Source organism: Plantactinospora sp. ZYX-F-223, from assembly GCF_039649625.1.
Classification (GTDB): domain Bacteria; phylum Actinomycetota; class Actinomycetes; order Mycobacteriales; family Micromonosporaceae; genus Plantactinospora.
Genome location: NZ_JBDJAV010000012.1, coordinates 114,039 through 126,742 on the forward strand (window position 1 = coordinate 114,039; position 12,704 = coordinate 126,742).

The 12,704-nt window shown below is 73.2% G+C and carries 12 protein-coding genes; 4 read left to right on the forward strand and 8 right to left on the reverse strand.

Going from position 1 to position 12,704, the window contains the following annotated elements; translation table 11 throughout:
- Positions 1–2: 2 nt before the first annotated feature.
- From AAH979_RS14535 to AAH979_RS14570, 8 genes are all read right to left on the reverse strand, one after another.
- Entirely contained in the window at positions 3–1,142 is a 1,140-nt protein-coding gene (locus AAH979_RS14535; protein WP_346258614.1) for a DegT/DnrJ/EryC1/StrS family aminotransferase, read from the reverse strand.
- Positions 1,139–2,350: a glycosyltransferase gene (locus AAH979_RS14540; RefSeq protein WP_346258615.1), complete on the reverse strand. Its 1,212-nt coding sequence runs from the start codon at positions 2,348–2,350 to the stop codon at positions 1,139–1,141. Before AAH979_RS14540 ends, AAH979_RS14535 begins: the two co-directional genes overlap by 4 nt.
- Positions 2,351–2,376: 26 nt before the next feature.
- Positions 2,377–3,390, reverse strand: coding sequence for a GDP-mannose 4,6-dehydratase (gmd, locus tag AAH979_RS14545; RefSeq protein ID WP_346258616.1), 1,014 nt, complete (start codon positions 3,388–3,390; stop codon positions 2,377–2,379).
- A 79-nt stretch (positions 3,391–3,469) separates the two neighbouring features.
- Positions 3,470–4,204: a NeuD/PglB/VioB family sugar acetyltransferase gene (locus AAH979_RS14550; RefSeq protein WP_346258617.1), complete on the reverse strand. Its 735-nt coding sequence runs from the start codon at positions 4,202–4,204 to the stop codon at positions 3,470–3,472.
- Positions 4,201–5,277, reverse strand: a complete 1,077-nt coding sequence (locus AAH979_RS14555; RefSeq protein ID WP_346258618.1) for a glycosyltransferase — start codon at positions 5,275–5,277, stop codon at positions 4,201–4,203. Before AAH979_RS14555 ends, AAH979_RS14550 begins: the two co-directional genes overlap by 4 nt.
- Entirely contained in the window at positions 5,274–5,918 is a 645-nt protein-coding gene (locus AAH979_RS14560; RefSeq protein WP_346258619.1) for an acetyltransferase, read from the reverse strand. The genes AAH979_RS14555 and AAH979_RS14560 overlap by 4 nt, the downstream gene beginning before the upstream one ends.
- Positions 5,915–6,568, reverse strand: coding sequence for a sugar transferase (locus tag AAH979_RS14565; RefSeq protein ID WP_346258620.1), 654 nt, complete (start codon positions 6,566–6,568; stop codon positions 5,915–5,917). Before AAH979_RS14565 ends, AAH979_RS14560 begins: the two co-directional genes overlap by 4 nt.
- Positions 6,565–7,686 (reverse strand): aminotransferase class I/II-fold pyridoxal phosphate-dependent enzyme, encoded by a 1,122-nt coding sequence (locus tag AAH979_RS14570; RefSeq protein ID WP_346258684.1) that lies wholly within the window; start codon positions 7,684–7,686, stop codon positions 6,565–6,567. The genes AAH979_RS14565 and AAH979_RS14570 overlap by 4 nt, the downstream gene beginning before the upstream one ends.
- Positions 7,687–8,034: 348 nt before the next feature.
- On the opposite strand from AAH979_RS14570, the gene AAH979_RS14575 reads away from it, so the two are divergent.
- From AAH979_RS14575 to wecB, 4 genes are read left to right on the forward strand one after another with little or no spacing between them, the layout of a single operon-like run.
- A complete protein-coding gene (locus AAH979_RS14575) occupies positions 8,035–9,075 on the forward strand; it encodes a polysaccharide biosynthesis protein (RefSeq protein ID WP_346258621.1) in 1,041 nt (346 codons plus the stop codon).
- Complete coding sequence (locus tag AAH979_RS14580; protein ID WP_346258622.1) at positions 9,072–10,244, forward strand: NAD-dependent epimerase/dehydratase family protein; 1,173 nt, start codon at positions 9,072–9,074, stop codon at positions 10,242–10,244. The genes AAH979_RS14575 and AAH979_RS14580 overlap by 4 nt, the downstream gene beginning before the upstream one ends.
- Positions 10,241–11,566 carry a glycosyltransferase family 4 protein gene (locus AAH979_RS14585; RefSeq protein ID WP_346258623.1) on the forward strand — a complete coding sequence of 442 codons (1,326 nt, stop codon included), beginning with the start codon at positions 10,241–10,243 and terminating at the stop codon, positions 11,564–11,566. Before AAH979_RS14580 ends, AAH979_RS14585 begins: the two co-directional genes overlap by 4 nt.
- Positions 11,563–12,687, forward strand: coding sequence for a UDP-N-acetylglucosamine 2-epimerase (non-hydrolyzing) (wecB, locus tag AAH979_RS14590; protein WP_346258624.1), 1,125 nt, complete (start codon positions 11,563–11,565; stop codon positions 12,685–12,687). Before AAH979_RS14585 ends, wecB begins: the two co-directional genes overlap by 4 nt.
- The last annotated feature ends 17 nt before the right edge of the window (positions 12,688–12,704 follow it).

The following is a 12,704-nucleotide window of genomic DNA, read 5'->3' on the forward strand; positions in this document are numbered from 1 at the left end:
GGTCAGGCCGGTCCGGCGGTCGACAGCCGGGCCAGCGCGGTACGCACCCGGTCGGCGATGTCCAGCACCTCCGGGTCGGTGAGGTCGGCATAGGTCGGCAGGTTGATGCCCCGCCGGCTCAGGTCGGCGGTGACCGGGAAACCGCCGTCCCGGTCCGACCGGTACGGCGGCAGGTCCGGGATCGGCACGAAGAACGGTCGGGTCTCGACACCGAGCCGGTCCAGTTCCGCCGCCAGCCGGTCCCGGAGTTGACCGTCGCCGGCCGGGCCGACCAGGAAGGACGCCATCCACGGGGCACGCTCGACACCGACCGCCACCGGCTGCGGCGTCAGCGCGTCGAGATCCGCGAACGCCTTCTCGTACGTCGCCACGATCTGCTGCCGGCGCTGCACCATCGCCGTACCGCGCTCCAGTTGGGCACAGAGCAGGGCGGCGGCCAGGTTGGTGAGCCGGTAGTTGAAGCCGACCATCGGGAAGTAGTAGCGCCGTTGCGGGTCCATCCCCTGGTTGCGCAGCAGTCGCATCCGCTCGGCCAGTGCCGGGTCGAAGGTGGTGACGCAGCCGCCCTCGCCACTGGTGAGGATCTTGTTGCCGAAGAACGAGAAGGTGGTGACGTCGGCCAGCGCACCGGCGCCGGTACCGCTGAGCCGGGCGCCGAAGGACTCGGCGGCGTCGCCGACCAGCAGGATGCCGTGCGCGGCGCAGACCTCCCGGAGCCGGGGGTAGTCGGCCGGATGCCCGTACAGGTCGACCGCGAGCACCGCCTTGGTCCGTGCGGTGATCGCGGCGTCGACCCGGTCGACGTCGAGGCACCAGGTCGCCGGGTCGACGTCCACGAAGACCGGCCGGGCGCCGCAGTAGGTGACCGCGTTGGCGGTGGCCACGTAGGTCAGGGCCGGAACGATCACCTCGTCGCCCGGGCCGATCCCGGCGGCGGCGAGCACCAGGTGCAGGGCGACCGTGCCGTTGCCGGTCGCCACCGCCGTCGGGGTGCCGCAGCGGGCCGCGAACTCCGCCTCGAAGCGGCGCAGGTACGGCCCCTGCGAGGAGACCCAACCGCTGCGCAGCGCGTCCAGCACGTACGCCTCCTCCAGTTCGGTCAGGGACGGCCGGGCGACCGGATAGCGCAGTGCGGGGTTCATGACGGGCTGCCTCCAACGGCGTCTGGGTTCAGGAACGACGACTGGGGGACCGGACCGGAGCGGCCGCCGGCCACCCAGTCGAGTACCGCGGCGTAGTCCCGGGCGGTCTCGGTCCAGGTACGCGTCGCCAGCCGGTCGGCCGCGCGCCGCGAGGCCGCCGCGTACCGGGCGCGGTCGGCGAGCAGCCGGCGGACGGCCGCGGCGATGGAGTCCGGGTCGTGCGGATCGAAGTAGCACACCTCGGCACCGGCGAACTCGACCTGGGCGCGCAGCGGCTCCACGTCGGCACAGGCCACCGGCAGGCCCCAGCTGAACGCCTCGAAGATGGCGCCGCTGGCCGCCTCCCACAGCGACGGTACGACCACGGCGGTGGCCCGGGCGTAGAGCTGCTCCAGCGCCGGCACCGGCACGAAGCCGGGGAAGACGACCCGGGTACGCAACTCGGCCGCCGACGCGCGGGCGGTGAGCTGCCCGGCCTGCGGCTCCACCAGCGGCCCGGGGCAGACGAGCCGGAGTTCCGGCAGCCGGGTGAGCGCCTCCAGCAGGTTGAGGTGGTTCTTGTGCGGCGCGGTCGAGGAGGGATAGAGCAGCAGACCGGGATCGGGTTCCGAGGCCGCCCCGGCCGGGCGGGCGTGGAAGACAGGCAGCGGGATCAGCGCCGTCTTCGCCGCGACCTCCGGAAAGGTGCGCAGGAGCTGCTGGTACGGGTGTGGCCAGGAGGCGACCAGGGCGTCCGCCTCGGCGATGTTCCGGGCGAAGATGTCGGTGATCGGCGCGGAGTCGTAGCGCAGGTGGAACCGGCGCATGTCGTGCACCACCACCACCGAGCGGCGGGCCCGGGCCGGCACGCCACCGAACGGATAGAGGGTGACCCGGTCGTCGTCGGCGGCCACCGGGTTGGCCCGGTTACGCAGCCGGGTGACCATCCGGTGCGCCAGCGGTGCGGACCGGAGTTGCCGGGGCAGCATCCGGCGCAGCCCGCCGCCGAGCGGGGCGTCGGGCCGGAGCGGCTGCCGGACCTCGGTCCAGCGCACCCGCGCGTCGTCGGGCACCTCGCGTCGCCAGCTCTGCCGGGTACCCCGGACGATGGTCACCTCGATCCGGTGCGCCTCGTCGGCGGCGAGTCCACGGAGCAGGCCGTAGGTGAAGGCCTCCACTCCGGCCGAGTGTCCGGGCAGGATCGCACTGCCGTCGATCTTGATGTCCACCTGGTCGTCCCTTCCGGCAGGCCCGGTTACCGGTCCACTCGGACCAGCCGGCCCGTGCGCTCGTCCTCCAGCAGTTGCCGGTCGGCGTCGACCATGATCCGGACCAGGTCGGCGAAGAGTGTCTTCGGCGCCCAGCCGAGCTTCCGGCGGGCCTTCGTGGCATCACCGATCAGCGCGTCCACCTCGGACGGCCGGTAGTACGCCGGGTCGATCGCCACGTACTTCTCCCAGTCGAGGCCGGCGTAGCAGAAGGCGGTGGTGAGGAACTCCCGTACGGTGTGTCCGGTGCCGGTGGCCACCACGTAGTCGTCGGGTTGGTCCTGCTGGAGCGCGAGCCACATCGCCTCGACGTACTCGGGGGCGTAGCCCCAGTCCCGTACCGCGTCGAGGTTGCCGAGGTAGAGCTTGTCCTGCATGCCCGCCTCGATCCGGGCGATCGCCCGAGTGATCTTGCGGGTCACGAAGTTCTCGCCGCGCCGGGGACTCTCGTGGTTGAACAGGATGCCGTTGGCGGCGTACATGCCCCAGGCCTCCCGGTAGTTCACCGCCGCCCAGTAGCCGAAGACCTTGGCGCAGGCGTACGGGCTGCGCGGGTGGAACGGGGTGGTCTCCCGCTGCGGCGGCGGGGTGGCACCGAACATCTCCGACGAGGACGCCTGGTAGTACCGGCAGTCCAGCTTGGCGGTCCGGATCGCGTCCAGCATCCGGATCGCGCCCAGCCCGGTGATGTCGGCGGTGTAGTTGGGGATCTCGAAGGAGACCCGGACGTGGCTCTGCGCACCGAGGTTGTAGACCTCGTCCGGCCGGATGTCCCGAAGCAGCCCGGTCAGCGCCGCCGCGTCGGAGAGGTCGCCGTAGTGCAGGAACAGGTGCGCGTCCGGATCCCGGGGGTGCAGGTCGATCCGTTCGATCCGCTCGGTGTTGAAGCTCGACGACCGGCGTTTCAGCCCGTGTACGACATAGCCCTTGCCGAGCAGGAGTTCGGCGAGATAGCTCCCGTCCTGCCCGGTGATCCCGGTGATCAGCGCGACCTTCGGCATCGTCTGCCCTCTCGGAGTTGCGGTCCGCGACGGGCCGGGGCGCGACCGGCCTGCGGTTCCTCGGTGATCTGTCGGAAACTCAGTGGTCTCGCCGCTCGATCGGCCGGGCCGGCACCCCGACCACCACGGCGCCGACCGGCACGTCCCGGACCACCGCCGCACCGGCGCCGACCATCGCCCCGGCGCCCACCGAGATCCCGTCGATCACCGTCGCGCCGGCGCCGACCGTCGCGCCCGGCCCGATCCGGGTGGAGCCGGCGACGGTGCAGCCGGGCAGCAGCGTGGCGAAGTCGTCGAGGACGGCGTCGTGCCCGACGCTGACGTTCGTGCCCACGTGCACGTGCCGGCCGGTCACGACGTCGGCGGTGAGCACGGCCCCGGGCCAGAGCACGGTGCCCGGGCCGAGTCCCACGGCCGGGCCGACCACCGCCGCCGGGTGCACCAGCCGGGCCGGGGTCGGCCGGTACGGGCCGAGTTGCCCGTCGAGCCGGGTCCGCACGGCGCCCGAGCCGACGCCGAGCACGTACCGGACGGTGTCGTCGGCGTCCCGCAGCCAGTCGTCCGGGCCGAGCCAGTCGACCGGCAGCCGGGCCAGCTCCGCCGCGCGGCGCGGACCGAGACAGCCCAGCAGCTCGTAGCCGCCGGCCGCCTCGGCGATGGCGAGTATCTCGCGGGCATGTCCGGAGGTGCCCAGCACGACCAGCGCACCCTTGCCGACCTCCCTTCGCGGTCCGTCGTGGCCGCGGGCGGAAGCCGGGGTGGACGCGCGGCGCTGTCCGGGGTGCGAGAGGTCCAGTCCGGCGCCGTCCCTCATCGGCCGCTCCCGGCGCAGACGTCGGAACCGAGCAGCCAGCCGAAGTAGTCGGCCCGGTCGAACGGAGCGGGGTCGGCGGACACCGGCTCCCGGATCCGGCTCAGCGCCGCCGCCAAGCTCTCCGGATCGTCCGGCTGGTACGGCAGCAGTGCCCGGCCGGCGACCTCCCGGGCCTGCGCGGTGTCCGGCGCGATGATCGGGATTCCGCTGGCCCGGGCCTCGGCCAGGGGATAGCCGAACGACTCCAGCGAGGACGGATAGAAGATGGCGGTGGCCCGACGCCAGTACCCGAGGAGCCGGTCGTGCGGGACCACGCCGATCGCCCGGAGCGTCGGATGGGCCGTCACGTCCGGCGGCAGGTCACCGGGGCGGGCGGTGACCAGGACCTCGATGCCGCCGGCCTCCGGACCGCCGCCCCGCCCGGCCGGGCCGAGCCCGTCGCGACCCAACGCGTCGAGCAGCATCCGCAGTTGCGGGACCAGGTTCTTGTAGCCGGCGGCGACCACCGGGACGAGCAGGAAGGTCCGGTGGTCCGGGGCCCACCCCTCGACCGGGGTCACCGGATGCGGTCGCACCACGATCCGGTCGCGTACTGCCCGGACGTGCCGGACGACCCGCTCGGCCATCGCGCCGCACGGTACGACGACGAGGTCGGCCCGGTGCAGCAGGAGGCGGATGACCGGGATCTGGGCCCGGAAGGAGCGGGGCAGCCGGCCGAGTAGGTGCTCCTCGTCGGGGTAGAGGAAGTGCAGGGCGTTGCGCAGCAGCACCCGGCGCTCGTCGCCGGCGTAGCCGAACGAGACGTTGTTCGGCGCGACCACCAGCCGGGCGCGGCGGACCAGCCGCTCCCGGCTCAGCAGCCAGCCGGGGCTGAGCTGCTGCCCCCGGCCGATCACCCGGGGCCGCCCCGGCACCCCGGACAGGTACGCGTCCAGCTCGCCCCGCCACCGGGCGGCGCCGCCCCGGTCCCCGCCGGCCGCGTCCAGCACGACGTCGCCGGGGTCGACCGGTGGAACCGGGCCGTCGGCACTGACCCGCGGGCTCGGGATACCGCTGCCCTTCGTCGCGGTCACCGCGCCGGCACCCCCTTGACCACCGTGCCGGCCGGCACGTCCCGGACCACGCAGGCGCCCGCGCCCACGGTGGCGTCCCGGCCCACCCGCAACCCCTGGAGTACGGCCGCGGTCGTCCCGACCAGCACCCCGGCCTCGAGTACGCAGTTGCCGGAGATCGCGGCCAGCGGGTTCACCGACACGTGGTCGGCCAGCACGGTGTCGTGGCCGACGGTGCAGTTCTGGTTGAGGTGCACGTGCCGGCCCAGCCGTACGTTGGTGGTGACCCGGGCTCCGGCGAAGACCACCAGCCCGTCCCCGGCCACGGTGTCCGGGCCGACGGTCGCGTCCGGGTGCACCAGTGCGGGGGCCGGCAGGCCGTACCCGTCGATCCGGTCCGCGACGGTGCGCCGGATCCGGGGATCGCCGATGCCGAGCACCACGGCGGTGCCCGGTGACGCCTGCCGCAGCTCCTCGACCGGGCCGAGGTACGGCACGTCGAGCCGGTGGACCAGCTTGAGGCTCGGCTCGGCGGGGTGGTCGTCCACGAAGCCGATCACCCGCCAACCGGGGGCCCGGCCGGTGGCGATGATCGCCCGGACGATGCCGAGCACCTCCCGGCCGTGCCCGCCGAGGCCGACGACTACCAGATCGGTGGTCACGAGTCCGCGCCCCGGCCCGGCCCCGGCTCGGCACCGACGGGTCGGCTGCCGGTGAACTCCGGCATGGTCGCGCTGCCCGGTGCGCTGATCCCCTGCCGGCGCAGCACCTGGAGCACGGTCTCCAGCAGGATCCGCAGGTCGAGCGCGAGGCACCGGCCGTCGACGTACTCGACGTCGTAGCGGAACTTCTCCTCCCAGCTCAGCGCGTTGCGGCCGCGTACCTGGGCCAGGCCGGTGATGCCGGGCCGCACCTCGTGCCGGCGGGCCTGTTCCGGGGTGTACAGGTCGAGGTAGCCCACCAGCAGCGGGCGCGGCCCGACCAGGCTCATGTCGCCGCGCAGCACGTTCCACAGCGTCGGCAGCTCGTCCAGGCTGGTCGCCCGCAGCCAGCGGCCGAGCCGGGTCAGCCGGTCCGCGTCGCTGGTCCGGCCGGGGGAGACCGGTCGCATGGTGCGGAACTTGCGCAGCTCGAAGAGCCGGCCGTCCCGGCCGGGCCGGTTCTGCCGGAACAGCACCGGGCGGCCCAGTGCCAGCGCCACCGCGGCGGCGCAGCCGAGCAGGACGGGGGAGAGCAACACGAGCAGCACGGCCGCGACCAGCATGTCGAGGACGCGCTTGCGTCGGTCGTACCGCCGGTGGCGGGTAGTCACGCTCGGGCCTCCAGGAAGCTCGCGATGGCGTCCAGCACCCGGTTGACCTGCGCTTCGGTCAGGCCGGAGCCGCTGGGCAGGGTCAGGCCGTCGGTGAAGAGCCGCTCCGCGGCGCCGGTGATCGCCCCCGCCGTCCCGGCGAACGCCGGTTGCAGGTGCATCGGCTTCCACACCGGACGGGTCTCGATCCGCGCCGCGTGCAGGTGTGCGGCCAGTTCGCCGGCCCGCCAGCCGGCCGTGACCGGGTCGACGACGACGATGGTCAGCCAGCAGTTGGCGCCGGTGTCGCCCTCGGCGAGCAGCCGTACCCCGGGCGCGGTCGCGAAGAGTTTGGCGTAGCGTTCCCGCAGCTCGCGGCGGCGAGCCAGCATCCGGTCCAGCCTGCGTAGCTGGGCCCGGCCGACGGCGGCCAGCAGGTTGCTGAGCCGGTAGTTGTAGCCGATCTCGGTGTGCTCGTAGTGCGGCACCGGTTGCCGGGCCTGGGTGGCCAGGTAGCGGCACCGGTCGGCGAGGGCGCCGTCGTCGGTGACCAGCATGCCGCCGCCGGAGGTGGTAATGATCTTGTTGCCGTTGAACGAGAAGACGCCGGCCCGGCCGAAGGCACCGGCCGGCCGTCCGGCGTGGCTGGCGCCGAGCGCCTCGGCCGCGTCCTCCAGCACCGGCACCCCGGCGGCCGCGCAGACCGGGGTCAGCCGGGTGTAGTCGACGCAGGCGCCGAACATGTCGACCGGGATCACCGCCGCGACGTCGCGCCCGGCGGCGCGCAGCTCGTCGAGGAGCGCTGCCAGCAGCGGCACGTCGACGTTCCCGGTCGCCGGGTCGCAGTCGACGAAGACCGGCTCCGCGCCGGTGTAGACGACCGCGTTCGTCGTGGCCACGAAGGTCAGGGTGGGCACCACCACCGTCCGGCCGGGTCCGGCACCCAGGCCGAGCAGGCCGAGGTGCAGTGCGGCCGTACCCGAACTCAACGCCACCGCGTGCGCGGTGCCGGACCGGTCGGCGACCTCGCGCTCGAAGGCGTCGACCTCGGGCCCGAGCGGCGCGACCCAGCCGGACCGGAGCGCCCGGATCAGGTACGACTCCTCCAGTGGCCCGACGTCCGGCGGGGAGAGCAGCACGGGGTCGGGTGAGCGGGACGTGTCCGGCGGGCTGCCCGGCTCCGGCGACGGCGGGCGTTCAGAAAGATCCACAGGTGGGGGCCTCCAGAGCCGGAACAGCAAGCTGACCGCAAGTGTTCTATCAGACTGAAAGGACAGAAGTAAGTATCAAGCCATATATGAATAAAAATTCAATAATAACTGCACCAGATAACTATTGTCCGGTACGCGTGACTTGTCGCCACTCCCGTCGTTGACGGAGGTGGCACACCAGACACCAACGGTCCGGACCGGGGGAAGGGCACGGTCGAGCCGCAGACCTCGACGAGGTGCCGGACCGGCCGACCCGCATGCGCGAACGGAGCACCAGTGACATCTCTGCCTGCTGGCCGCCGGGTCCTGATCACCGGCGGCACCGGTTCCTTCGGCCAGACGATGGTGCGCCGGCTGCTCGACCAGGACGTCGGTGAGGTACGGGTACTCAGCCGGGACGAGGCCAAACAGGATCTGATGCGGCACCGGCTCGGCGACGACCGGGTCCGCTACCACGTCGGGGACGTCCGGGACTACGACAGCATGCTGCGGGCGAGCCGGGGCGTCGACTTCGTCTTCCACGCCGCCGCCCTCAAACAGGTGCCGTCCTGCGAGTTCTTCCCACTGGAGGCGGTCCGCACCAACGTGCTGGGCAGCGCCAACGTCGTCGAGGCGGCCGAGCGTAACGGCGTGTCCTCGGTGGTGGTGCTCAGCACCGACAAGGCGGTCTATCCGGTCAACGCGATGGGGATGAGCAAGGCCCTGATGGAGAAGGTCGTCCAGTCGCACGCCCGGCACCACCCGGGCAGCCGGACCACGGTCTCCTGCGTGCGCTACGGCAACGTGATGTACTCCCGCGGCTCGGTCATCCCGCTCTTCGTCGAGCAGATCAAGGCCGGCCGGGCGCCGACGGTGACCAACCCGGCGATGACCCGGTTCCTGATGTCGCTGGCCGAGTCGGTGCAGCTCGTCGAGCACGCCTTCATGCACGCCCGGACCGGGGACATCTTCGTCCGCAGGGCCAGTGCCTGCACCATCGGCGACCTGGCCACCGCGCTCTGCCAGCTCTTCGACGTACCGGCCAAACTCGACCTGATCGGGGTCCGGCACGGCGAGAAGCTGCACGAGACGCTGGCCAGCGGGGAGGAGATCGCCCAGGCCGAGGACTTCGGCGAGTTCTTCCGGGTACCACTCGACGCCCGCGACCTCAACTACGCGCTCTACGTCTCCGAGGGCGACCCGACCTGCCCCGGCGGCGAGGACTTCAACTCGGCCAACGCGCCCCGGCTCGGCGTACCCGAGATCGTGGAACTGCTGCGGAGCCTGCCGGAGATCCGGGCCGAGCTGGCCGCCCGAGACCTGGCGATGGCGCCGTGAGGCTGGTACTGACCGGTGCCGGCGGATTCCTCGGCTGGCACGTACGGGTGCTGGTCCGCGCCCTCGGCTGGCCCGACCCGGTCGTGCTGACCCGGGTCGACCTGGCCGATCCGGTCAGCGTCGCGGCCGCGGTCGGCGGGGCCGACCGGGTGCTGCACCTGGCCGGCGTCAACCGCGGTGACCCGGCCGACGTGGCGGCCGGCAATGTCGAACTCGCCGCCGCGCTGGCCCGGGGACTCCGGCAGTGCCCGATCCCGCCGGAGACGGTGGTCTTCGCCAACTCCGTGCAGGCCGGCAACGGCACCCCGTACGGTGACTCCAAGCGGGCCGCCGCCGCCACCCTGGCCGGCGCGGTGCACGGCCGGTGTGCCTTCGACGACGTCCCGCTGCCGAACCTGTACGGCGAACACGGCCGTCCGCACTACAACTCGGTGGTCGCCACCTTCTGCCGCCAGTTGGCCGACGGCGACCCGCCCCAGGTGCGCGACGACCGCGAACTGACCCTGGTGCACGCGCTGGACGCCGCCGCCCGGTTGCTCGGCCTGCCGCCCACCGACCCCGCCGCGCAGCCGGCCGGGACCGCCGCCCCGACCGTGCCCTGGGACGCGGGCATGCCGGCGTTGCGGATCGGGGTGCGTGCCCTGGCCGACCGGCTGGCCGGGCTCGCCCGGACCTACCGCACCGGGGAGATACCGCCACTGGCCGACCGCCACGACATACGCCTGTTCAACACCTACCGGTCGCACCGCTTCCCGGCCGACCATCCCCGGCCGCTGGTCCGGCACGCCGACCGGCGCGGCGCGCTGGTCGAGGTGGTCAAGGCGCACGGCGGGGCCGGGCAGACGTTCGCCTCGACCAGCGGGCCGGGGGTCACCCGGGGCGAACACTTCCACCTGGCCAAGGTGGAGCGGTTCGCGGTGCTGCGCGGCACCGCCGAGATCGCGCTGCGCCGGGTCGGGTACCGCGAGGTGCTGCGGTTCCGGGTCGGCGGTGACGAGCCGGTGGTGGTCGACATGCCGACGATGTGGGCGCACAACATCACCAACACCGGCGACGGCGAGCTGCTCACCCTCTTCTGGGCGAACGAACTCTTCGACCCCGCGCGGCCCGACACCTATCCGGAGCCGGTGGCGGAACCTGCCGTGACGGCGCCGGTGGTGGTCGGGTGAGGATCGGCTTCGTCACCCAGTGGTATCCGCCCGAGCCGGTCTTCGTCCCCGGCGAACTCGCCCGGGAACTCGGCGCCCGTGGGCACCGGGTGCGGGTGCTCACCGGCTATCCGAACTATCCGGAGGGGCGGATCTATCCCGGCTACCGGCAGCGGTGGCCCGGGCCGGGCGGCGGCACCGACGAAGGCAGCGACGCCGTCACCGTACGCCGGGTGCCGGTCTATCCGAGCCATGACTCGTCCACGCTCGGCCGGACCGCCAACTTCGTCAGCTTCGCCACGACCAGCGCGCTGGCCGCCCCGGGCTATCTGACCGGCGCCGACGCGCTGTACGTCTACCATCCGCCCGCGACCGCGTTCACCGCGGCGGCGCTGGTCCGGCTGGTCCGGCGGATCCCGATCGTGCTGCACGTCCAGGACATGTGGCCGGAGTCGGTCACCGCGTCCGCGATGGGTCCCGGTGGCGGCGCCGGCCGGATGATCGAGGGCCTCCTGTCGGCGACGATGCGCCGGCTCTACCGGTCCGCCACCGCGATCGCGGTCATCTCGCCGTCCATGGCCGAGCTGGTGGTGGCGCGGGGCGCCGACCCGGGCAAGGTCCGGGTGGTGCTGAACTGGACCGACGAGCGGCTGTTCCGCCCGGCGCCGGCGACCGCGTCGGCGCGGGCCGCGCTCGGCCACCGGGGCCGCTGCACCGTCATGTTCGCCGGCAACATGGGGCCGTTCCAGCGGGTCGAGACCGCGATCCGGGCGGCGTACGCGGCCCGGGACCGGGTCGACCTGGTCCTGGTCGGCTCGGGTACCGAGGAGGAGCGCGCCCGCCGGCTCGCCACCGAGCTGGGCGCCGACAACGTACGCTTCCTCGGCCGGCGCCGGCCGGCGGAGATGGCCGACCTCTACGCGGCGGCCGACTACCAGCTCGTCTGCCTGCGGGACCTGCCCGGGCTGCGCGGCACCGTGCCCTCCAAACTCCAGGCGGCACTCGCCTGCGGCGCCCCGGTGGTCGTCTCGGCGGCCGGTGACGCGGCCCGGCTGGTGGAGTCGACCGGGGTGGGCCTGGTCTGCCGGCCCGAGGACCCGACCGCGCTGGCCGTCCGGTTCGCCGAGGCGGCGGCACTGCCGGCGGCGACCCGGACCGCGCTCGGCCGGCGGGCCCGCGAGGTCTACCGGGAGCGGATGTCGTTGCGGGTCGGCGCCGACCAGGTGGAGGACCTGCTGACCAAGAGCGTCGTACCGCCGGCGGGCGGCCTCGGGCGGGCGACCGCCCGCCGGTTCCTCCGGCGGTGGCGGCCCGATCGAGAGACAGGGGTGACGCCGCGATGACCCGGGTGATGACGGTGGTGGGGACCCGACCGGAGATCATCCGGCTCTCCCGGGTGCTGGACCGGCTGGACCGTACGGTCGAGCACCTGCTGGTGCACACCGGGCAGAACTGGGACCGGAACCTCTCCGAGGTCTTCTTCACCGAGCTGCGGCTGCGCGAGCCGGACCGGTTCCTCCGGGTCGACACCACCTCGCTTGGCCGGGTACTCGGCGGGGTGCTGACCGGCATCGAGCAGGCCATCACCGAGCTGCGCCCGGACGCGCTGCTGGTGCTCGGCGACACCAACAGCTGCATCGCCGCGCTGATGGCCCGGCGGATGCGGGTGCCGGTCTACCACATGGAGGCCGGCAACCGGTGCTTCGACCTGAACGTGCCGGAGGAGACCAACCGGCGGCTGGTCGACCACGTCGCCGACTTCAACCTGGTCTACACCGAACACGCCCGGCGCAACCTGCTGGCCGAGGGGCTGCACCCGCGCCGCATCCTGCACACCGGCTCGCCGATGCGCGAGGTGCTGGACCACTACCGGCCGGACGTGGCCGCCTCGACGATCCTGCGCCAGCTCGAACTGGAACCGCGCGGCTATTTCGTGGTCAGCGCGCACCGCGAGGAGAACGTCGACGACCCGGCGCGGCTGGGTCGGCTGCTCGACTGCCTGCGGGCCGTCCGGGACACCTGGCGGCTGCCGGTGCTGGTCTCCACGCACCCGCGTACCCGCAAACGGCTGGAGGCGCTGGCCGCCGACGCGTCCACACTGGACGGTATCGCGTTCCACGAGCCGTTCGGGCTCTTCGACTACGTACGCCTCCAGTCGCAGGCCCGCTGCACGCTGTCGGACAGCGGGACGATCAGCGAGGAGGCGGCGATCCTCGGCTTCCCGGCGGTGACCCTGCGGGAGTCGATCGAACGGCCGGAGGCGCTGGACGCGGGCGGCATCGTGATGACCGGTCTGGACCCGGCCGGCGTGCTGGAGGCGGTCGAGGTCACCGTCGACCAGGTCGCGGCGGCCGGGGTGCCCTGCCCGGCGGACTACCAGGTCACCGACACCTCGCGCCGGGTCGTCGACTTCATCCTCTCCACCGTCCGCCGGCACCACGACTGGGCCGGCATCCGCCGGTAGCGGCGGCTGCCCGTCGC